The following is a 23020-nucleotide window of genomic DNA, read 5'->3' on the forward strand; positions in this document are numbered from 1 at the left end:
TATTGGCATAATGTTTAACCCGACGTCCCGCGGCTTGTCCGCGGGATCCAGGGATTTCGACCGATATGTTGTTATTTAGTACAGACAGAGATCTCTGGATACCGCAGACAAGCCGCGGTACGTCGGCGTTTGAGGATAAGTCTAAGATTCAACAAAAGTATCCATCCCTCAGGGACAAGCCGCGGGACGTCGGCAGTTGAGGATAAGTCTAAGCTTATAAAAAGTGTCTACCCCCTGGAGCAAGCTGCGGCTGGTCGGGGAAGAGCGATTATCATCAATGCCACCATCAAGTTGTTTTATTTATGATTAACAAAAATCCAAAATGATATTTTTTAAGCGAACATATTATGAATGACACCATAAATCACACGATTGAATCATTAGTCATACCCAGCCAACAGCAGACTTTGAAAGAACTGGGTGTAACCTGCCAAGTAAATTTGCAAAACGACATCATTAAGATTGAGCTAAATGCTGGGTTTCCGTTATCGTTGATTGAGACCGAAATTGATGCAGCAATTGGTGGCATTGCTCGAGAATTAGGGCAGCATGGGCAAATCAAATTAATGTACACCAGCCAGATTCGCCCCCATTTATGCCAATTACCAGGCCAAATGTTAAAAGGCGTGAAAAACACCATCGCTGTAGCCTCAGGCAAAGGCGGTGTCGGTAAATCAACGGTCAGTGTCAATCTTGCTTGTGCATTAGCCAAACGTGGTGCTCGTGTGGGGATTTTAGATGCGGATATTTATGGGCCAAGCTTACCCACGATGCTCGGAGGACGTCAACCGGTCACATTGGATGGTGACTTCTATCAGCCCATTGTGGCTCATGGGGTGCAAGCCATGTCGATGGGTTATTTAAGCCATGATGAACAAGCGTTGATATGGCGTGGACCGATGCTAGCCAAGGCCTTGGTTCAGATGCTAAATATCACCCAGTGGGATAACCTCGATTATCTTATCATTGATTTACCTCCCGGAACGGGCGATATTCAATTAAGTCTTGTTCAAAAAATCCCCTTAGCAGGGGCTATCGTGGTGAGCACACCACAGAACGTCGCTCTTGCCGATGCGCAAAAGGCCTTGAATATGTTTACAAAAACTAATATCCCGCTCTTAGGGGTTGTGGAAAATATGAGTATCCATACTTGCTCAGCATGCGGTCACCAAGAGGCCATTTTTGGTGAGCAGGGATTGGGTGAATTAAGCCAACAATACCAAGTGCCCATTTTAGCAAAGCTGCCTTTAGACAAATCCATTCAATCCGATTGTGACAAGGGTCATCCCACTGCTTTAAAGGAAAACCCTTTAGCCGACCAATTTTTGGCGTTGGCCACCAACGTTTGCCTGCAATTAAGCCGACGTCCCTTAGGCTACCAAGATAGAATGCCGCCTGTGGTTCAAGGTTAACTTCTTGGAATTGACATTTAGAAAATTAAGCATCGAAGTAGATTCTAAGATCGTACTGGATTGCTTCGCCGCCGCTACGCGCCGGCTCGCAACGACGACGAAGTTTGCTCGGGACGTTTTTCAAGGTCCGTATAAAAGCTCACAACGACGGGAATAAATATCGCCTTCGAAATAAGGATTTACCTGCTTCCTAAAGGATTTAACCTTGCTGGTTGCGTTGGCGCTCTCGCTTGTCATATTTTTGTTGACGACGCTTATCAATCACTGACTGCACTTCCGAGCCAATGTGAGGCTCGCCGCGCTGTTGTGCCAATTCACTTTGCCGTTGACGCTCAGCAAACCGCTTCTTTTGCTCATCGGTCAAGGCGTCAAAGCAGTATGGGCAAGACACGCCCGCTTCATAGAATTCGCTTTGCTTTTGTTCTTCAGTGATAGGTCGCCGACAAGCGTGGCATTGATCATAGTGCCCTTTTTGCAAGTGATGATTCACCGCCACGCGGTCATCAAAGACAAAACATTCCCCTTCCCATAGGGACTCTTCAGGAGGCACTTCCTCGAGGTATTTTAAAATACCGCCTTCGAGGTGGTACACTTCATCAAAACCTAACTGTTTTAAATAGGCGGTGGATTTTTCACATCGAATTCCCCCCGTGCAAAACATCGCCACTTTTTTTTGCTTTTCCGGGTTCAATTGTTGTTTTGCATAGTCTGGGAACTCACGAAAGGAATTAGTATTCGGGTTGATAGCATGCTTAAACGTCCCTATTTGAACTTCATAATCATTCCGTGTATCAATCACAGTGACATCCGGAGACGATATCAGTGCGTTCCACTCAGTGGGTTTGACATAAGTACCCACACTATGATTTGGATCGATATTCTCAACCCCCATGGTGACAATTTCTTTTTTCAACTTCACCTTGGAGCGTAAAAAGGGCATTTTTTCATTAAAGGATTCTTTACTCTGAATTTGTTTAAATTCAGGATACTGTTTTAGCCACGCATACAGTGCGTCAATGGCATCTCGTGTTCCCGCAACCGTTCCATTGATGCCTTCACGTGCAAGTAATAAAGTCCCCTTAATTTGCTGTTGTTGCATAACCTTTAATAACGGTTTTTGTAAGGTACGGAAGTGATCTAGGCGAACAAATTGATACATCGCGGCGATTACATAGTGTGTCATGCCAAACCCCTGTTATTAAAAATAGTCCATATTTTGCGTCAGACCGGGCATTTTTTCAATAGAATTCCACATTATGGTTAAAATAATTACTTAAAAAGCAAAATATATCAAATTGACTATTAACAAATCAAAAAAAGTGCGATACAATCCTTAAGGTTCCGTTAATAAATGGTTACCATAAATGCAGTCTTTACATTTATTGATTTTTTTGGTAACATTGATATCACAATAGAGTTGGAGATATAAAATGAGTGCAACAATGCATATTGAAGAAAACGCAGAAGCACTGCACCAGCACATCACTTCTGCAGTTAAGCGCTATTTAGGTTCATCCAGCAACAAGAGTAAAAAAGATATGTTAAATTTATATCAGCTTATTCTTGAAGAAGTTGAAGCGCCTTTATTTCGCACTGTGATGGAGCAGACTCGGTATAACCAATCGAAAGCTGCCCGTGTATTAGGTGTGAGCCGCGGTACTTTGCGTACAAAGCTAAAGCGTTATTTTGATGACGAGTTCATCGGTACGCGTGATTAAAAAAATCAACGGGCCGTCGTGTGGCCCAAGTTGATTGTTCATTATCACGGAAGATTGACGCAAAACCCCAGGGACAAAGCAAAAAGAAATTTTGATGCGAACGTTTAGACAACCTAAATGACCGAATCAAAATTTCTTTTTTGCGTTGGAGATTGGGGGCTTTGTATCAGGCATTTTCTAAAAAGCACTGTCGTTACGAGCGAAGTGAAGCAATCCAGAACAGATTTTTGTTCAGAGATCGTGCTAGATTGCTTCGCAAAGCTCTTAACTAACTTCACAATTTGTTTCTTATTTGAGCTCATCGACCCTCTGGGCTGCTTTGCAAAGCTCGCAGTGACGATGAAGTTAGTTCGGGACGTTTTTCAAGGTCTGTATAAAGGCTCACAACCACGGCTAATTTAAAAAGTGTCCAGCGTATAGGATTGGAGGGTTAGCCTAAATCCTGTCGCTTTCAACCGAGGTTCTGTTCCTCAACGGTAAAGCTCTCCCCACAACCGCATTGACCTGTCTGGTTGGGGTTATCAAATACTAGCTTAAAATTCAAACCTTCCCTGACATAATCGATTTTGCACCCCTGCAGCATTGGATAGCTTTTTTTGTCAACGAACAATTGATAAGGCTCCGATAATGCAAAGACGAAATCATCGGGGTCTGCTTCATTGACATAATCAAATTGATACGATAAGCCTGAGCATCCTGACTTTTTCAGGTATAAACGCACACCAACCGCCGCTTGTTGCTGCTGCAAATACGATAAAAAATGCTTGATTGCTGCAGGGCTTAGTTGTACGCCTTTTAATTTGCTTGCTTTTACGTGTTGAACTTCTGTGCTCATTTTACTCTCTCAAGGTCATCATCGGTTTTCTATCAACTTATAAAACACATTTGCCGCTTGGCTCAAAATAACTGCTGTATGCTTTTGCAATTTTGGAATGGCAAATAAGTCAGCCCAATATTGGGGTGTCATATTCATTAATATGGCACCATTTTCATTTTTTTCAACTGCTTGAGCCATCCACTCGGCCGCGGCAATCAGATAAGGATTGCCTTGTACTTTGTAGCGAATGGTGCGAAGGGTACCGGTTGGACCATAATCCACATAAAAATCAATCCGTTGGTGGCCCGTCGCATCAACAAATTGAGCCATCTTATCCATCGCAGGTTGATTATCAACCCACGCATGGACTGGATTAAAAAATAAGCTGAGCACCAAATCGTTATAGGTCATGAAGGAGCCATCGCCTGAAGCTTTTGAATTTGTTGGCAAATAATTTGGCAGATTCTATCCGCATCAGACTGGGTGGTAAAACGGCCAATGGATAACCGGATAGAAGAATAAGCCGCTTCATCATCTAAGCCAATGGCTTTTAATACATACGATGGCTGTTGGCTAGACGAAGAGCACGCTGAGGTTGTCGAAACAGCCAATTCTCGTAATGCTAAGGTAAGGCTTGCATTATCAATACCAGCAAACAAAATATTTAAATTCGAGGGAATCCGTTGCTGCAAATCGCCATTGATTGACACACGAGGCAATGTTTGAATCGCTTGCCAAATCTGATCACGCATCAATGTTAAGCGTTGATGCTCTGACTCTCGCATGGATTCCGCCAATTTAAGCGCCTCCGCCATGCCGACGATCTGATGCGTTGCCAACGTTCCTGAACGCATGCCACCTTCATGACCACCGCCAAATGACATGGCTTGTAGTCGAATTCTCGGATGATGCTGAACATACAGTGCACCGATTCCCTTGGGGCCATAGAATTTATGGGCGCATAAAGACATCAAACCCACTTTCATTTTGTTGACATCAATCGCTAATTTTCCAGCGCTTTGCGCAGCATCCACATGAAATACAATACCCCGATCCGCGAGTATTTCCCCTATCGCCCCAATATTTTGGATGGTGCCTATTTCATTGTTGACATGCATTATCGACACTAAAATGGTGTCATCGCGCAGTGCTTTTTCCAATTGGGTTAAATCCAAAAGGCCGCTAGCTTCAGGGGTTAACCAGGTGACGTCAAATCCTTCCTTTTCCAATTGCTTAAAACTATCAATGACTGCTTTATGCTCGGTTACCATGGTAATCACGTGTTTGCCTTTATTTTGGTAAAAACGCGCTGCACCTAAAATTGCCAAATTATCCGCTTCGGTTGCACCCGAGGTAAACACGATATCTTCCGCACTCGCACCGATCACATGAGCGATGTCTTCACGTGCCTTTGCCACCGCCATAGCTGCCATTTTGCCATAAACATGCGTCGAAGAAGCCGGGTTGCCATAACAACTAGTTGGCCCCATGTATTGCAGCATAGCATCCACCACTTTCGGGTCAATTGGGGTTGTTGCCATGTAATCGAGATAAATTGGCATGGTCATTGTTCGATAAACTCCTTTACTAGAATTTTTTGTATCAGTTTTTAGGGGTGTTCTCTAGATTTTTATTCGTTTCTGTTAAAAATCCACGTAATAAATTCACTTCTCGCCGTTCTAAGCTAAATCGATTGAGTAATCGACGAATGCGCTGAGGTAGCTTTCCAGGACTATTCGGGTGTAAAAATTGCACCCGGATCATGGTCTCCAATAAATGTTCATATAACCCTTCAACTTCTTCCGCGCTAGCTTTCTCTTCCACTTGTGTGTGAGTAATCGCACTCGGGGATAAGATTGCCTGTCGCATTTCATAGCAGATGATTTGCACTGCCATGGCTAAATTCAAGGAAGCATACGCTGGATTGGCTGGAATTTGAATATGAAAGTGCGCATGTAACAACTCTTCATTGGTCAAACCAGCGTGTTCTCGACCAAAAACTACCGCTATTTGGCAACTATCGTCTTGTTCGGCACTAAATTGCCCGGCCTGAGCGGGTAATAACCCTGGCAAATCCAAATCTCTTGGTCTCGCACTGGTAGCTAATACCCAGTGACAGCCAGACAACGCCTCAGACAACGACTCAACAACCGTGGCTTGTTGCAAAATATCGTCTGCCCCTGAAGCCAACTCATTGGCTTGGCTATGGGGGAAATGCTTTGGCGAAACAAGATATAACTGTGATAAACCCATCGTTTTCATCGCACGCGCAGTGGAGCCTATATTTCCCGGATGCGTGGTCGCTACCAAAACGATGCGTATTTGACTGAGTTTCATGGTTAATGGTCACTGTCTAAAGGAGGACTATTATAACTGAGAAACCGTCGTTCATGAAGGTTTGGTCTTAACCGACAATGCCATCCTTAAACTACGTGCCCGTGCCCAGCGAAGCGGTGCCCGTGCCCGTGCCCGATTTTTTGCATGTAAAACTCTTAGAAGTGCAGATAATCTATGTTTTGGGTATTTGTTAAAAAAATAGTACTCCCCTCCATACTAAATCTCTCGGGCACGGGCACCGCTTCGCTGGGCACGGGCACGGGCACGTATAAGATCAATGCAAGTTATTGTTCTGTACTATGCATTAATCGCTTAAAAACTAGCAATTTAAAGCAACTTGCGTATATAATTGCACCTTTTATCGATAGGTGAGCTTACCCCATGCATCCTTTGATCAACATTGCCACCACCGCAGCGCGTGCTGCTGGCGATATCATCGTCAGAAACATGGATTCCATTGACCGAATCAAAATCAGCACGAAAGACCAACAGGAATATTTTACGGAAGTGGATATTAAAGCCGAACAGATTATCATTCAGCATATTCATAAAGCCTATCCTAATCACGGTATCATCGCGGAAGAAAGTGGGGTTCACAATGAAGAGGCTGAAACGGTTTGGATAATCGACCCTTTAGATGGAACCACCAATTATTTGCATGGGTTTCCCTTCTTTTGTGTTTCGATTGCTGTCCGTGTTAAACATCGCATTGAGCATGGTTTAATTTATGACCCACTTCGTGGCGAATGCTTTTTTGCCTCGCGCGGTCAAGGGGCACAGATGAATTCTAAACGCATTCGTGTCAACCAAAAAAAGGAAATGAACCAATCACTCTTTGGCGGTGGTTTTCCTGTCAAATACCCGGCATTAAGCGAACGATTCTTAGCAACAGCCGCCGCACTATTTGGTGATGCCGCTGGCATTCGTCGCACGGGCTCTGCCGCGTTGGATTTAGCTTATGTGGCTTGTGGGCGACTTGATGGCTATTTTGAGTTTGGCCTGCGTCCCTGGGATATGGCCGCAGGTGCTATAATCATCAAAGAAGCCGGTGGTTTAGTGGGCGATTTTGCCGGCGGTGAAGATTACTTAAAATCAGGGAATGTGGTGGCTGCCAATCCCAAATTATTTAAAGCGATGATGCAAAAATTATCAGCGAAATTAGTGGGTTGACGAAGGACATCTAACGCCGACATACCGCGGCTTGTCCATGAATATCCCCCTGTTTTTTTAAATCAGGGCAAAGTTGCCGTCGTTATGACCTTTTATATGGGGCCTGAAAAACGTCCCGAACTAACTTCGCCGTCGCTGCGAGCAACGCGAAGCAGTCCAGAAGATCGATTCGCTCAAATAAGAAACAAATTGTGACGTTATTTAAGAGCGAATCGAAGAACCGATCTTTAATTTGAGATCGTTCTGGATTGCTTCGCATACGCTCGTAACGACTAAATATCGATAACCTTCCAAAAACTAACACTCTGATTAAATGCACCAATCGGTTCAATATTTTATTCACCTTTGCTCCACCTGGTCATTTTTTAACCATTTTTGTTTCATTTATTGGCGACTTGATAAATATTGAGCTAATATTATATTAATTAATACATGAAGTGCAATTATGAAGAAGCAACAGGGATTTAGTTTGCTCGAGGTGCTAATTTCTGTGGTCGTTTTATCAGTAGGCATGCTAGGGATTGCTGCACTTCAAGCAAATGCGATCAAATACAATCAATCAGCACAGCTTCGTGCTGTCGCCATTACACAAGTTGGTAATATGGCGGATCGAATGCTTGCAAATAGCGCTGGCATACAAGCTGGCGCCTACGATAATATCACAGGCATCCCCTCTAATCCCTCCTGCACTGTTTGCACAAGCGCTGAAGTAGCCCAACGCGATGCCTATGAATGGAATACCATTAATGGCCAACTATTACCAAATGGCCAAGGAACTGTGACCCGTAACGGCACGCTACTGCTCATTACCATGCGATGGGATAATAGTCGCACAGGCGCTACTGGCCTAAATTGTGGTGGAGACCCTACTGTCGATCTGACCTGCCTATCCGTGGAGGTGCAATTATGATGAAGCTTAAGGGGTTTACCATTGTCGAGATGATGATTGCAATTTCCTTAGGCGCCTTATTAATTGCGAGTGTCAGTGCCATTTATGTCAGCAATAAAACCACCTATATTGTCCAGCAAGCGTTAGCAAGACTTCAAGAAAATGGTCGATTTGCCGCGTTCTCCATCGCTCGCGAACTGCGGATGGCAGGCTACAGTGGCTGCGCCAATCTCAATAATATCGTGGTGACCAATTTAACCGGCAATGCGATTGTGTATAATTTCGATAGGCCCATTGAAGGGTTTGAAGGATCGGGGGGAACCTTTGACCCGGTGTTGCCCGCCAACTTAACCGGGTTACCAATTGATAATTCCGATGTTTTAGTCATACGCAGTGGTTCAAGCACAGGCGTTCAACTGAGCGCGCCGATGGCTCAGCCCGATGAAGCCATTACCGTTTATGACCGACTCACCATTAATGCTGATACCGCCATGCTGATAACCGACTGTTCCATTGGCGATGTGTTTATTGCCAGTGCGGGGTCAAACAACACAAACATTACACATTCAACCACTACCAACTCCTCCGATAATCTCAGTATTGCCTATGGCACCAATGCCAATGTGATGATTTTTAATTATTTTGCCTATTTTGTGGCGGATACCGGTCGACTCAACGAGGCCAACCAACCAATTACCGCATTAATTCGGGTAGATAAAGATGGAAATCAATTAGAAATTGCCGAAGGCGTTGAACAAATGCAAATCATTTATGGCATCGACACCGACGGGGATAACACCACCGACTCGTTCATGACCGCATCCCAAGTGGAAGCGTCTAACAATTGGAGCAATGTGCTCAGTGCCCAAATCCGCCTTCTGATGGCCACCTCTGAAGAAATCAATGATAAACCGGTCAGTTATACGTTTAATAACACCACGATCACACCAACGGACCATAAGCTTAGGAAAGAATGGGATTTGTTTGTCACCTTTAGAAACAGGGGGATGCCAACATGATTAAGCAATCTGGGGCGACGCTACCCATTGCCCTTATTTTATTATTTGTCACCACCCTGTTGGCTGTCAGCACCATCCAAACGACGCAAATGCAAGAGAAGATGTCTGCTAATCTTCAGGATAAAGAAATTTCATTTATGGCTGCCGAATCGGCACTAGCCGCAGGTGAAGCTTGGCTAATAGGCTTAGCGACCCTGCCCACACCCGCCCCATCTTGCCAAAGCTTTCCTTGTGTGATGGACCGAATTGATAACAGTGATTTTGCTAATGCGTCTGATACCTGGTGGCAAGCAAATTCAGCGGCCTATTCAACCTCTTTAAGCAACGTATACACAGCACCACGCTATCTCATCGAATTTATCCAATTTGTCCCAGACTCGCCAGTGATCGGTCAGTCATCTGGGCAAATTCCCGGGGTTTATTACTATCAAGTGACGGCCAAAGGAACGGGCAGCACCAATGAAGCGGAAACGGTCTTACAAACGACCGTTGCCAGGAGGTTTTAAGGATGAAAAGATGGTTCGCTTTATTATTGTTTAGTTTGAGTATCAGCGTACAAGCGGCGCCCATTAGTATTTCTCAACAGCCTTTATTCATTACCCAAAATGTTCCGCCATTAACCATGCTCATTATCGAGCGAGACCACAAGCTTTATTTTGAGGCCTACAACGATGCCAGCGACATCGATGGGGATGGGCAAATTGATTTCCGTTATAAACCCAATTTTGATTACTTAGGTTATTTTGATAGCTATAAATGCTATCAATACAGCGACAGTGATCAATATTTTTACCCAGTGAGTGTCACTGCCAACAAGACCTGTAGCGGTGCTTGGAGTGGTAATTTCTTAAACTACATCACCACCGCGCGCATCGATGCCATTCGTAAAATTTTATATGGCGGCTATCGAGCTATCGATAACACCAACTTTACTGTGTTGCAACGCTCCTATATTCCCCAGGAAGGGCACAGTTGGGGGAAGGAATATAGTAGCTCCGGCGTGGATGGGTATAATATTAGTGACTATACCCCCTTTAGTGCCCCTTCAGCCAATACCTATCACTTATTTGCCAATACCACCTTGAGAAATTCTGGTTCAGGAGAGCCGTTAATGCGGGTTGCCTTAAGCCAACCTTATCGTATTTGGCAATGGGTGAGTATTGAAAGACCGGTGGCAGGCAGCCAAGTTGTTAATGACAGCAATACCCGCGTAAACTTAACCATTTACAAAGATTATGTCGTTCGCGTGGTCGTTTGCGATAATAGTGTCGGCTTAGAACCAAACTGCCAACCCTACCCTAACGGTGAACATAAGCCCGTTGGTCTTCTGCAAGAGTTTGGTGAAAATGATGCCATGATGTTTGGTTTAATCACCGGCAGCTATGAAAATAATTTGAATGGTGGTGTGGTGCGCAAAAACATCAGCTCGATAACCGATGAAATCGATGCCAATACCGGGCAATTTACCACCGTGGTTGGCATTATCGCTACCTTAAATAAATTCACCACGCCCACTAGTCTATTTCAGACAGATTACAGCTACACCTGTGGTTGGATAACAACCCGGGATATTGGTAACGGTGAGTGTGAAATGTGGGGCGCCCCCTTAGCAGAAATGATGTATGAAGCAGTGCGCTATTTTGCCGGAAAAGGGGGACCAACCAGTGGGTTTAGTTATAGTGGTGGTGTGGATGGTGCCCTAGGCTTACCGCAACCAGGCTGGGTGGATCCTTATAGCCAATATGAATATTGCGCCAAAGCCAATATGCTCGTTATCAATGATTTGTATCCAAATTATGACGGAGCCAGTGTTCCCGGGAGTGCCTTTGGCAGCTTTTCAGGCGATTTATCCAACTTAAATGTGTCGACCTTATCCAACACCATTTTTACGGGCGAAGGGTATAGCTCTGTCTTAGCGTTTATTGGTCAATCAGGTGGTGTAAACGATGGTTCGCCAACTCCTAAAACGGTGACGGGGTTTAGCAATATCCGCGGATTAGCGCCTCATGAAACCAATTCGTTAGGTACCTACTATAGTGCTGCCATTGCTTATTATGCCTGGATTACTGATGTTAATGCAGTGGAAGAAATGCAAAATATCAAATCGTTTATGGTGGGCCTGCCTTCGCCGTTACCAGAGTTTCGCTTCCAGGTTGGCAATCAAACGATAACCGTGGTTCCTTTTGGTCGCTCCGTGGGTCCTGAGCCAACGACCAATCCACCAGCTCAATTCACTGTTTATAAAGCACCTGATAAGTATCAACCGGTGAATAACATTGTCGATTTCTATATCACAGAATATACGTCAACGCGTGCGGTATTCCGCATCAATTTTGAAGACGTGCAACAAGGGGCAGACTTTGATATGGATGCGATTGTTATTTACACCATTGAGGTCATTAACAACAGTCAGCTTCAAGTCACGGTCACCTCGGAGTATGCTGCCGGGGGTATTATCCAGCATATGGGTTTTGTAATTTCAGGAAGCACCGAGGATGGCTTATACTTGGTTGTTCGTGATGTTGATACCAGTGCAGCAAACGATGTCGCTTATTACTTAGATTATACTCCTGCTCCTCTCCCTACAAATAGCCCCCCTTTTACAAAAACATTCACCCCTTCCGCAAACCCCAGTGCCATATTTTTTAACTCCCCCTTATGGTATGCAGCCAAATGGGGCGGATTTACCGACAGTAATGGCGATGACACGCCCGATGTACAAAAAGAGTGGGATGTGAATAATGACGGGGTTCCTGATAATTTCTTCCAAGTCATAAGCCCCACCCAATTACAAGAACAATTATTAAAAGCGTTTAACCTCATTTTAGACCGAACTGGTTCGTTTTCATCGGCCGCATTAAGCAGTGGATTTTTATCAACCAACAGTTATGTCTATCAAGCATTTTTTGAAACCAAACAATGGAGCGGCTTTTTATTAGCCTTTAAAATTGACCCAAGCACAGGCGATATTTTAACCAATGGCTCTTCCACCAATGGTGCCGAATGGGATGCATCCAAAACCCTTGATCAACAAAACTTTAATACCGGCCGTCGCATTGTGACCATTAAACCAAGCTCCGGTGTGGGCATCCCCTTTCGCTGGCCCACCGATCCAAGCAATCCTTCCAGCAGTGAATTGGATATCAGCCAAATTACCCTGCTCAATTTAAGCCCCACAACTGCCCTTGATGATAATCAGGGCAGTAATCGACTAAATTACTTACGCGGTGATCGCAGTAACGAAGAAGACAATGGCGGACTTTTCCGCAATCGCAAGTCCGTTTTGGGGGATATCATTGATTCAGCACCCGTCCCCGTTGGCCCCCCTAATGCCCCCTACCCCGATGTGTGGCCTAATGGCGCGGCTGAAAATGGGGTGACCTATTCAAGCTTCAAACAAACCTATGCAAATCGAATTTCCATGATTTATCTGGGGGCCAATGATGGCATTATGCATGGCTTTGATGCCACCAATGGTCAAGAAATGTTAGGATATGTCCCCGAATCGGTCTATCAGAATCTCAACCAACTCACCGATCCGGATTATGCGCACAAGTTTTACGTGGACGGCACCGTGACTGTCGTCGATGCCTTTGTTAATAGTCAATGGCGAACCATCTTGGTCGGTACGTTAAACGGCGGTGGTCAAGGCGTGTTTGCTTTGGATGTTACCGACCCGAGTCAATTTGCTGAAAGCAATGCAACCGGTATTGTCAAATGGGAATTCACCGATGCCGATGATGCCGATATGGGCTTATCCTACAGCCAGGCATCGATTGTCCGCCTTGCCAATGGCCAATGGGCAGCTATTTTTGGCAATGGCTACAATAATACTTTAAACGATGGCAATGCCAGCACCACCGGAAATGCCGTGCTGTATATCGTGGATCTTCATACCGGCAATTTAATCAAAAAACTGGATACGGGTGTTGGCGCGAGTGACGATCCGCTCGCTCAAGGTCGACCAAATGGTTTGTCCACACCTGCGGTGGTCGATGTGAATAACGACTTGATTGCAGATATTGTTTATGTGGGTGATATTTTTGGTAACCTTTGGAAAATTGATATATCTTCTTCCAACCCCAACGAATGGGATTTCAGTTTCAAACAAGGTACCGACAATGCGCCTTTATATGTCGCTATCAATGCTCAAAATGAACATCAACCTATCACCATACGCCCGACTGTTTCTCGTGTGAGTTTTTCATCATCGACTTTGCAAATTTATATTGGCACAGGCCAATATTTAACCTTCGCCGATAGAACCGATACCACCGTACAAACCGTTTACGCCTTAAGGGATGATAATTCCACACCCATCAGTGGTCGGGGCGATTTAGTTCAACAAACCATCTTCTTACAAGCAAACAACACCCGCAGTGTTTCCAATAATTTATTAGCCAACAACAGTCGAGGCTGGTATCTGGATTTGATCGTCAATGGGGTCGCTGAAGGTGAACGAATCATCTCGGAGATGATCTATATTAACCAGAAATTGATTTTTACAACGACCATACCGTCTGAAGATCCTTGCGAATTTGGTGGATCCGGTTGGCTGATGGAAGTGGATGCCTTAACAGGTGCCCGCCTGAATTATAATGTGTTTGATATCAATGGCGATGGCGTCGTAAACGGCAGCGATGCTACTAGCTATACCGATGGCGGTGGAGACAGTGTGACTGTCCCTGTGAGTGGTATTCAATCCGAAGTAGGACTCATTTCTACCCCTGCGATTTTGAATGCAGGCAAGATTGAATACAAATACTTACCTGGCACCAGTGGCGGCATCCAAAAAGTCACCGAAAGCCCCGGTAGTCAAGCCTTCGGACGACAATCTTGGCGACAATTGCAATAGTTATTATTGAAAGCGTTGCTGAAGACCTAATGCTTGTGGCACTTGATCTATCATGGCCGATCCCATATTCTTGGCAAATCGCTCCAAAACAGTATCTTTTTCGGTGTAATCAACAATACGTTTGATTTGAATCACCTCTCTTGCCAATTGTCCCGTACTCGCAAAGCCATCGATAAGACCCAAGTTTTTTGCATCGATACCTGTCCAGAATAAGCCAGTAAAAAGGTTGGGATCATTGACAAGACGATTCCCACGGCCTTCTTTGACTTTCTCAATAAAGGTTTGATGAATCTGATCAAGCATATGTTGAAGAATCTGTTTGTCGTTTTCTGATTCGGGTGAGAAAGGATCGAGCAACCCTTTATTAACACCTGCTGTTTGCAACCGTCGCGTCATGCCTAATTTAGACAGGGTGTCGACAAAACCAAAGCCATTATATAAAACACCAATCGAACCCACCATGCTTGAGGGATTGGCATAAATCTCATCGGCACCTGCGGCGACATAATAGGCCGCAGAGGCACATAAATCAACGCAAACCGCATAGACTTTGATATTAGGATGATTATCCTTATAAAACTTCAAGGTATTAAACATGTAATCGGCTTGAACCGGCGAACCACCCGGACTATTAATTCGCAGGACTAATGCTTTCATCTGCTCGTTTTCATAAGCGCTCTTTAGGCTCTTCGCGAAATTATCAGCACTCGCAGCTTGCTTATCAAAAATTGTCCCCTCAATATCAATTAATCCCACATGGGGTTTTGTTTGACCTTCAATTTTTGATTTGGTGATTTCATAGGATTGGTAAAATAAAAACGCAATAATACTCACAACTATCAGGGCTTTCACCATCCGCCAACGACGCTTGCGCTTTTGCTCTTTGATGTATTCCAAGACGATCTGGTTAATAGCACCTTGCATATCCTGGGTTGTTGCACTCTGCTCATCTGTCATTGTCTTAACCACTTGAAAAATTAAAATATAACCCTATTTTATACCCAAGCGACTTTAAAATGCTAGGGAACATCCATAAAGTTTTGCAAAGCGCAAAAGTTGATGTCATTAGGAATGTTCCCTATCCTCATTGAAGATTTATAAAATGCGATTAACCAAGGAATACTACCATGCGAATGGATAAATTAACGTCAAAATTCCAAATGGCCCTTGCTGACGCACAGTCCCTAGCTGTCGGTCGAGATAATAGTTTTATGGAACCCGAGCATGTGATGAAAGCCCTGCTTGATCAACAAGGAGGCAGTATTCGTCCTCTATTAGCCAAAGCGGGGGTGAACATTGCTAAAATTCGAACCGATGTTGATAAATCCCTGGATGGCATGGCAAAAGTGTCGGGAACGGAAGGTGAGGTTCATCCTTCCAACGCCTTGATAAAACTATTAAATATTTGCGACAAATTATCCCAACAACGAAAAGATGCTTATATTTCGAGTGAGTTATTTGTTTTAGCCGCGATGAGCGATGAGTCAAGCAATCTCAATCGCTTATTAAAACAAGCAGGCGCTAATAAAGAGGCCATCGAAAAGGCGATTGAGGAAGTGCGTGGTGGCGAACAAGTCAATGATCCCAATGCCGAAGAAAAGCGACAAGCCTTGGAAAAATTTACCATTGATTTAACAGAACGAGCAGAACAAGGCAAATTAGACCCTGTTATCGGACGCGATGATGAAATCCGTCGAACCATCCAAGTGTTGCAACGACGAACAAAAAATAATCCCGTACTAATTGGTGAGCCAGGAGTGGGTAAAACCGCCATCGTGGAAGGATTGGCCCAACGGATTATTAATGGTGAGGTGCCAGAAGGCTTAAAAAGCAAACGATTATTGTCGCTTGATATGGGCGCCTTAATCGCCGGCGCCAAATACCGAGGTGAATTTGAAGAACGATTGAAAGGCGTGTTAAACGATCTGGCAAAGCAAGAAGGCCAGATTATCCTGTTTATTGATGAGCTCCACACCATGGTTGGAGCAGGTAAAGCGGAAGGGGCAATGGATGCGGGTAACATGCTAAAGCCTGCGCTGGCTCGCGGCGAATTACATTGCATTGGCGCAACCACCCTCGATGAGTATCGACAATACATTGAAAAAGATGCCGCCTTAGAAAGACGTTTCCAAAAGGTGCTCGTTGATGAACCCAGCGTTGAGGATACTATCGCCATTTTAAGGGGTCTAAATGAGCGCTATGAGGTACACCATGGCGTTGATATCACTGACCCAGCGCTGGTTGCAGCGGCTACCTTGTCTCATCGTTACATCACAGACCGTCAACTACCCGACAAAGCCATTGATTTAGTCGACGAAGCAGCAAGCCACATTCGCATGGAAATTGACTCCAAGCCCGAAAGCATGGATAAACTGGAACGTCGCTTGATTCAATTAAAAATTGAGCGCGAGGCGTTAAAGAAAGAAACCGATGAGGCTTCAAAAAAGCGATTAGCGGATCTTGAAAACCATATCAAAGACCATGAAAAGGAATATGCGGACCTAGAAGAAATATGGAAAGCTGAAAAAGCGACGATGCAAGGCGCCACCCATATTAAAGAAGCCCTTGAACAAGCCCGTTTAGAACTTGAAACAGCCAGACGAGCAGGTGATTTAGCCCGCATGTCTGAACTACAATATGGACGCATTCCCGAATTGGAAAAACGACTGGCGAACGTGAATGCCGAAGAAAAGCAAGAGACAAAATTGGTGCGCAACAAAGTTACCGAAGAAGAAATAGCCGATGTGGTTTCAAAATGGACGGGGATTCCTGTTTCTAAGATGCTGGAAGGCGAGCGAGAAAAACTGTTAAAAATGGAAGACGCTTTGCATCACCGCGTCATTGGGCAGGACGAAGCCGTCAGCGCTGTTGCCAATGCCATACGTCGAGCCCGGGCAGGACTTTCAGATCCCAAGCGCCCTGTGGGTTCCTTTTTATTTTTGGGTCCAACGGGGGTTGGTAAAACGGAATTATGCAAAGCGCTCGCCGCCTTCTTGTTCGACACTGAAGATGCCATGGTGCGCATTGATATGTCTGAATTTATGGAAAAACACTCCGTAGCCCGCTTAATTGGTGCTCCACCAGGCTATGTCGGTTATGAAGAAGGGGGTTATTTAACCGAAGCCATTCGTCGACGACCTTACTCTGTCATTCTGATGGATGAGGTTGAAAAAGCCCATCCCGATGTCTTTAACATCTTGTTACAAGTGCTCGATGATGGCCGCCTAACCGATGGACAAGGGCGCACCGTTGATTTTCGCAATGCCGTGATCGTCATGACCTCCAACCTTGGTTCAAATTTAATTCAAGACATGCGTGGCAAAGTCGATTATGAACAGATAAAAACCGCGGTGATGGAAGTCGTTGGTCAAAATTTCCGACCTGAATTCATCAACCGAATAGACGAAAGCGTTGTTTTCCATCCACTGGATGAAAAAGAGATTGAACAAATCGCCGTGATTCAAATTGATCTGCTGCGCAAACGGTTAAGCGAACAAAACATGAAGCTTGAAGTAAGCGACAAAGCACTCACCCATTTGGCCAAGGCGGGATTTGATCCCGTTTATGGCGCAAGACCTCTGAAAAGAACCATCCAACACCAACTTGAAAACCCACTGGCTCAAGCCATCTTAACCGGCAAGTTTCAACCAGGCACAACCGTGCATGTCAATGCCGATGATAAAGGCCTAACGTTTTCCAGTTAGACGTTTGACTCGCTTGTTTAACCGGGCTTTAAAAGCCCGGTTAAATGACCGAATTAAAAACATTTTTTAACGAAGAGATTGGGGTTTTTCGTAAGTCCTGGCTATACTAAAAACAAGTCCATTACCTTCATTCGCTCATGGAGCAACCCACCGATCAACTAAACGCTGTTTGGAATGCCTGTCGGCAAGCCATTCGTTATGTCTTTTTTTTCAGCTTGGTCGTTAACCTACTAATGCTAACCGTTCCGATGTTTATGCTGTTAGTGTTTGATTATGTTCTCACCAGCTTCAGCGGATATACCTTGCTATATTTATGTTTGCTGGCTTTTGCGTCCTTAGTGATCATGGGGGCAATCGACGTTGTCAGAGGCTATGTGATGCGTCGAGTTGCCTTTTGGATAGACCAAACGCTTAGTCCCGTTGCCTTGAAACTGTCTGCCGATGCCTTATTGAGGGGCAATGCTTATGGCACCCAAAGCCTAGCAGACATTAACGCAATCCGCAGTTTTCTGGCAAGTCCATCTGTCTTTTCCTTATTCGATGTCCCATGGATGCCGGTGTATATCGTGATCATCTTTCTTTTACATCCTTTTCTCGGTCTCGTCTCTGTCTTTGGCGCCGTGATTCTCTTTATCCTTGGTTATATCAATGAATTCCTATCCAAAAAGCTCTTGCTTGAAGCCAATACCAAGGCAATTGAAAACCAAAAATCCATTGATCTGGCCATGCGCAACGTCGAATCCATTCAAGCCATGGGTATGATGGATAATATCGTCCATCGTTGGCGGAGCAAAAATACCCCTGTCAACCAATTGATGCAACATGCAAGCGACAGAACAGGCAGTATCACAGCCATCTCCAAAACGACTCGCCTTTTTTTACAACTCAGCGTATTAACGATTGGGGCCTACCTGGTTATCATGCAGCGATTGACGCCCGGTGGCATGATTGCCGCCTCAATTTTATTGTCCAGAGCGCTTGCACCTGCTGAACAATCCATCGCCGTGTGGAAGCAGTTAACAAGCGTCAGGCAAGCTTATGCACGATTGAAAGCCCATTTTTCTAACCCTGTCATACGAGACACAGGCATCCAATTGCCGACGCCTGATGGTCATTTAATCGCTGATCATGTTGTCTATCAAATTGAAGGTATGAACCAACCGATTATCAAAGATATATCCTTTCAATTACCCAAAGGCGAAATCTTGGCGCTGATAGGGCCATCCGGCGCCGGTAAAACCACGCTTGCCCGCTTAATCTGTGGCATTTTTAAACCCAACAAAGGCTGTATCCGTCTCGATGGGGCGGATGTCAGTGAATGGCCCCGGGAAGACATCGGTCAACACATTGGTTATGTCCCCCAGGATATCGAGCTATTTCCGGGCACGATTAAAGATAACATTGCTCGACTAGGCGAAGCGGATGATGAAAAGGTATTAGCGGCAGCCAAATTAGCAGGTGCCCATGAATTTATTTTGAAGCAACCGCATGCTTATGATACTGAAATTACCATAACCACAAACCCATTTTCAGGTGGTCAAAGACAACGAATTGCCCTTGCTCGAGCATTTTATGGTTCCCCGCAATTACTCATTCTCGATGAGCCCAATGCAAGCCTGGATACCGACGGTGAAAAGCAATTATTTACAGCACTTGCTAACCTTAGACAGCAAGGAAAAACCATCATCATTATTACGCATCACATCCCCGCACTGGTTATGGTGGATAAAATCGCCTTAATTGCCGAAGGCCATTTATTAAAAATTGGCCCACGGGATGACATTCTCAGGAGTGCTCATGAAGCAAAGCAAGTCAACACCCACCGGCAGCTATAGCAAGTTAAAAAAACGAGGCTGTCAGTTAATTAGTGCCTTTTATCAGAAATTGAAACAGCTATTTTCTTGGCATCAACCAAGCAAAATTGATACTTTGGTCCCGCCTTACCAAAAATATGCCCATGCCGGCCTTGGTATCATTATCGTATTTTTGGGAGGGTTTATCTTTTGGGCATGCTTTTCAACGCTCGAATCAGCGGCCGTTGCCACCGGTCAGATTGTTGCCGAAACAAAAAACAAGTCCATTCAGCATCTCGAGGGGGGGATAATTGAGTCGATTCTTGTCAACGACGGAGAAACCGTCAAAAAAGGGCAAGTGCTTATCACCTTGGATGTCACCAAAGCGCAAGCCTCTTTAGACGTGCTTGAAACGCAATATTATTCGCTCACGGCTGAAAAAGCTCGATTAATTGCTGAGCGGGATAAAACAAAATCCATCCAATGGCCTGATGAACTTTCCCATCATGAGCGCTTAAAAGAGACACAAACAAATCTATTACTTTCTAACCGCTTGACCATTGATGGTCAGCTGAAAATACTCAATCAACAAATAAACCAACTGGATCAAGAAATCGAAAGTTACAAGGCACAACTTGAATCTGAAACCAAGCAATTAGCCCTGATTCAAGAAGAAATTAAGGCCGTTGATTATTTATATAAACGCAAATTAATTGAATTACCAAAGGTATTAGAATTGAAACGAAAATCAGCAGAGCTTACCGGGAACCGGGGGCAATATTTGGGCTTAATTTCAAAAGCACAACAAAAAATTGGTGAAACCAAGCAACGCATCATCACAATAAAAGACAATTATTTGAAAGAAGTGCTCGATCAACTGAAAGAGGTTCAAGACAAGCTTGCTGAAGTGTCTCCCAAATTAAATGCAACGCGTGACACGCTAAAACGCACCAAAATAACCGCACCGACCGATGGCATTGTTGTTGGCTTGAATAAATTTACTGTTGGAGGCGTGATTACTCCAAGCGAAACAGTAATGCAGATACTGCCATTGAATGATAAACTCATTGCCGAAGCGCAAGTCAATCCCAACGATATTGAGTTAATCCATATTGGCCAGAAGGCCAGAGTCTATCTCAGCGCATTAAAACAACGAAATAGCCCCGCCCTAATTGGCTCGGTGATCTTGGTATCCGCCGATAGCTTCCATGATGATAAGACAAACCAATCGTATTACAAAGTCAAAGTCGCTATCCCACCCGACGAATTAGTCAAGCTAAACAAAATTGTCCTCTATCCTGGTATGCAAGTGCGAGTGATGATCATCACCCAAAGTCGAACACCGTTTGATTATTTCATTACCCCCATCCAAGATAGCTTCCGCTATGCCTTTCGCGAGTATTAATAAACCATTGTCCTGAAAAAAAGCTTATCACACCAAGATGGGCGACTTATTGGACAAACTATCGACGTTGGTAATCACATCTTTTACAACCGATTCTAAAGACAGCTCACCCCATAAGGCTTTATGTACCTCCGGATCAGCGACTAGTTTTGCTAAACTACTATAGGCATTTAAACCACTTTTAATGATTTCAATATCCTCCGGGTCAGCGAAATTTAGCGTGTTTGTCTTGGTGTTACCTATCGCGTCATCCAGTATGCTTTTAAGTGCCGCATTTTCTTCGGAAGATTGCGTTGCAAAACTCGCACGAAAGAGGATTTGTGCACCAAAAATGGCATTCTTAGCGATATAGGTTGTCATTTTTGATAATTGGTCATTAAAATCTTCCACATTCAGAGATTTTCGATTTTTCATTAAGCCAACGGACCAATCTAATAAGGTTTTGACCGACGCATGACATGTTAGTCCCGACACGGCATTTTCTAAATCATTTAACGATTTAAACGGTTTTTTTCCTAATTTTTCAATTTCAGTACTCGCAAGCTTAAATACATTATTAAGGCTAGCGACCACTTTCTCTTGCTGTTCTAACTTATCTTGATGGCGAATTAATGCCCTATAGGCCGGGTCTTGAGTAAATTTTTTCAAATACTCCTCCAATTGCCCTTCTCGGTAGCCTTTTTCAGTCAAATATTTTGGTTTGGGATCCATGTTTGAGAGAAAGTCGTTAATCCCTGAAAGGGCATTTACCATGGCAAAATGGTTAACACCATGCGACATTGTTTTTACGTCATATAAAGGCTTGTAAAGGGGATTCTGTTTTGGACAAAGGATATCCCCTAATTTTTCATACAAGGTGGAACTGTTGGGGTCACTTGAAGCAGCAGAAAAAAAACCCCATGGGTTCGTTATACCGGGTTCATATTCCATCGAAATCTTGTAACGAATAAAAATAATGGCCCCTGTTAACACCCAAGATTTTAATTTTTCCTCTTCTTCGGCTTTTTGTAGACTTTCTTTCGAATCGGTTCCCCAAAATTTTCGCCAAAGTGAACCAAACGTTTCATCTTTTTTATCATCACTGTTTTTAATAGCCTTGGTAATTAACATCAAAAAATCCAACATCTGCTTTCGCTTTCCTGATGCTTCTTTGATTTCTTTACTCTTTAGGTACTCACTCTCTAACAATTCAATTTGATTAATGAGTACACTGGATGGTTGAGGGGTATAAAGGAAATGTTTTTGATAAGAGGCTCTTAAACTGAGGCCATTTTCGGTCAGATCTTGCATCCCAATCAATTTAAATGACATTGGCCTCTCCTTATATTAACTAAATGGACTCAATTTCCACAGCGCTGATACAACCCCAGGATTTTTTTCCTCTTCGAGCTGCTGTTTGATATTATTTTCTATGTCTGTCAGTGATTCTGAGAATAGATAGATTAAGGTATCATCACGACGCATAGATATGTCAGATTGATTCGTTTTGATAAAGGAAAAAAATTGTTTCAGCGCCTCTTCGCGTATCGTTTCAATCCCTTGAACATAGGGTGCAATGGTATTGGCAAACCCTGATCCAGATGCCATCGTTTGCCATCCCCCTTTTTGGTAATGAAAGTAGCATAATGCACCAGTCATGATGGTATATTTATCTGTTGGGTCTGTTGCTTTCTCATCAACCAAGGCAAGAAATGCTTTCAGATTGTTCAGTAATAAGTGATCGAGAATATTACTCTGAGGGATACAAAAAATAGAGCGAACAGCTGAAGGACTAACCAATTTTAAGTCAGATAGCTTTTCCTTTAGATACCGCCAGTTGTCTTCGGGAGTTGATGGGTACATCGCGTATCCTTACATCCAAAAAAAATCCAGTTCATATCTTTATACCAAGGTGGTTAAGA

The 23020-nt window shown here is 44.1% G+C and carries 18 protein-coding genes; 10 read left to right on the forward strand and 8 right to left on the reverse strand.

Going from position 1 to position 23020, the window contains the following annotated elements:
• The first annotated feature begins 347 nt into the window (after positions 1-347).
• On the forward strand, positions 348-1412 hold the full coding sequence (apbC, locus tag AB3348_RS03735; protein ID WP_367606218.1) for an iron-sulfur cluster carrier protein ApbC: 1065 nt from the start codon (positions 348-350) through the stop codon (positions 1410-1412).
• Positions 1413-1611: 199 nt separating this feature from the next.
• Here the strand turns inward: apbC and AB3348_RS03740 are convergent, their stop codons facing one another.
• Positions 1612-2595 (reverse strand): rhodanese-related sulfurtransferase, encoded by a 984-nt coding sequence (locus AB3348_RS03740; protein WP_367606219.1) that lies wholly within the window; start codon positions 2593-2595, stop codon positions 1612-1614.
• Between the two features lie 247 nt (positions 2596-2842).
• On the opposite strand from AB3348_RS03740, the gene AB3348_RS03745 reads away from it, so the two are divergent.
• Positions 2843-3130 carry a helix-turn-helix domain-containing protein gene (locus AB3348_RS03745; RefSeq protein WP_367606220.1) on the forward strand — a complete coding sequence of 96 codons (288 nt, stop codon included), beginning with the start codon at positions 2843-2845 and terminating at the stop codon, positions 3128-3130.
• 451 nt (positions 3131-3581) lie between these two features.
• Here AB3348_RS03745 and AB3348_RS03750 read toward each other — a convergent pair whose 3' ends face one another.
• Genes AB3348_RS03750 through AB3348_RS03765 form a run of 4 tightly spaced genes read right to left on the reverse strand, consistent with a single transcriptional unit; the run spans position 3582 to position 6284 of the window.
• Positions 3582-3965 carry a HesB/IscA family protein gene (locus tag AB3348_RS03750; RefSeq protein WP_367606221.1) on the reverse strand — a complete coding sequence of 128 codons (384 nt, stop codon included), beginning with the start codon at positions 3963-3965 and terminating at the stop codon, positions 3582-3584.
• Positions 3966-3983: 18 nt separating this feature from the next.
• Positions 3984-4358 (reverse strand): hypothetical protein, encoded by a 375-nt coding sequence (locus AB3348_RS03755; protein WP_367606222.1) that lies wholly within the window; start codon positions 4356-4358, stop codon positions 3984-3986.
• Positions 4355-5515 (reverse strand): IscS subfamily cysteine desulfurase, encoded by a 1161-nt coding sequence (locus AB3348_RS03760; RefSeq protein ID WP_367606223.1) that lies wholly within the window; start codon positions 5513-5515, stop codon positions 4355-4357. Before AB3348_RS03760 ends, AB3348_RS03755 begins: the two co-directional genes overlap by 4 nt.
• 34 nt (positions 5516-5549) lie before the next feature.
• Complete coding sequence (locus AB3348_RS03765) at positions 5550-6284, reverse strand: RNA methyltransferase (protein ID WP_367606224.1); 735 nt, start codon at positions 6282-6284, stop codon at positions 5550-5552.
• A 381-nt stretch (positions 6285-6665) separates the two neighbouring features.
• Here AB3348_RS03765 and AB3348_RS03770 point away from each other — a divergent pair, with 381 nt between their 5' ends.
• The 5 genes from AB3348_RS03770 to AB3348_RS03790 all read left to right on the forward strand — a co-directional run bounded on the left by AB3348_RS03770 (position 6666) and on the right by AB3348_RS03790 (position 14217).
• Complete coding sequence (locus AB3348_RS03770; RefSeq protein ID WP_367606225.1) at positions 6666-7454, forward strand: inositol monophosphatase family protein; 789 nt, start codon at positions 6666-6668, stop codon at positions 7452-7454.
• A gap of 445 nt (positions 7455-7899) precedes the next feature.
• Positions 7900-8364 carry a type IV pilus modification protein PilV gene (pilV, locus tag AB3348_RS03775; RefSeq protein ID WP_367606226.1) on the forward strand — a complete coding sequence of 155 codons (465 nt, stop codon included), beginning with the start codon at positions 7900-7902 and terminating at the stop codon, positions 8362-8364.
• A complete protein-coding gene (locus AB3348_RS03780) occupies positions 8361-9362 on the forward strand; it encodes a PilW family protein (protein ID WP_367606227.1) in 1002 nt (333 codons plus the stop codon). Before pilV ends, AB3348_RS03780 begins: the two co-directional genes overlap by 4 nt.
• Positions 9359-9868 (forward strand): PilX N-terminal domain-containing pilus assembly protein, encoded by a 510-nt coding sequence (locus AB3348_RS03785; RefSeq protein ID WP_367606228.1) that lies wholly within the window; start codon positions 9359-9361, stop codon positions 9866-9868. The genes AB3348_RS03780 and AB3348_RS03785 overlap by 4 nt, the downstream gene beginning before the upstream one ends.
• Before the next feature lie 2 nt (positions 9869-9870).
• Complete coding sequence (locus AB3348_RS03790; protein WP_367606229.1) at positions 9871-14217, forward strand: pilus assembly protein; 4347 nt, start codon at positions 9871-9873, stop codon at positions 14215-14217.
• Between the two features lie 3 nt (positions 14218-14220).
• On the opposite strand, the gene AB3348_RS03795 is transcribed toward AB3348_RS03790, so the two are convergent.
• On the reverse strand, positions 14221-15174 hold the full coding sequence (locus AB3348_RS03795) for a S49 family peptidase (RefSeq protein WP_367606230.1): 954 nt from the start codon (positions 15172-15174) through the stop codon (positions 14221-14223).
• A 170-nt stretch (positions 15175-15344) separates the two neighbouring features.
• Here AB3348_RS03795 and clpB point away from each other — a divergent pair, with 170 nt between their 5' ends.
• From clpB to AB3348_RS03810, 3 genes are all read left to right on the forward strand, one after another.
• Positions 15345-17921, forward strand: coding sequence for an ATP-dependent chaperone ClpB (gene clpB / locus AB3348_RS03800; RefSeq protein WP_367606231.1), 2577 nt, complete (start codon positions 15345-15347; stop codon positions 17919-17921).
• Between the two features lie 137 nt (positions 17922-18058).
• Complete coding sequence (locus AB3348_RS03805; protein ID WP_367606232.1) at positions 18059-19756, forward strand: type I secretion system permease/ATPase; 1698 nt, start codon at positions 18059-18061, stop codon at positions 19754-19756.
• Positions 19719-21119, forward strand: a complete 1401-nt coding sequence (locus AB3348_RS03810; RefSeq protein WP_367606233.1) for an HlyD family type I secretion periplasmic adaptor subunit — start codon at positions 19719-19721, stop codon at positions 21117-21119. Before AB3348_RS03805 ends, AB3348_RS03810 begins: the two co-directional genes overlap by 38 nt.
• Before the next feature lie 27 nt (positions 21120-21146).
• Here the strand turns inward: AB3348_RS03810 and AB3348_RS03815 are convergent, their stop codons facing one another.
• Together AB3348_RS03815 and AB3348_RS03820 are read right to left on the reverse strand one after the other, a co-directional pair.
• Positions 21147-22430 carry a hypothetical protein gene (locus AB3348_RS03815; RefSeq protein ID WP_367606234.1) on the reverse strand — a complete coding sequence of 428 codons (1284 nt, stop codon included), beginning with the start codon at positions 22428-22430 and terminating at the stop codon, positions 21147-21149.
• A 15-nt stretch (positions 22431-22445) separates the two neighbouring features.
• Complete coding sequence (locus AB3348_RS03820) at positions 22446-22961, reverse strand: hypothetical protein (RefSeq protein ID WP_367606236.1); 516 nt, start codon at positions 22959-22961, stop codon at positions 22446-22448.
• Between the last annotated feature and the right edge of the window lie 59 nt (positions 22962-23020).

The organism is Legionella sp. W05-934-2, assembly GCF_964199965.1.
In the GTDB taxonomy this organism is placed as follows: domain Bacteria; phylum Pseudomonadota; class Gammaproteobacteria; order Legionellales; family Legionellaceae; genus JAFIFT01.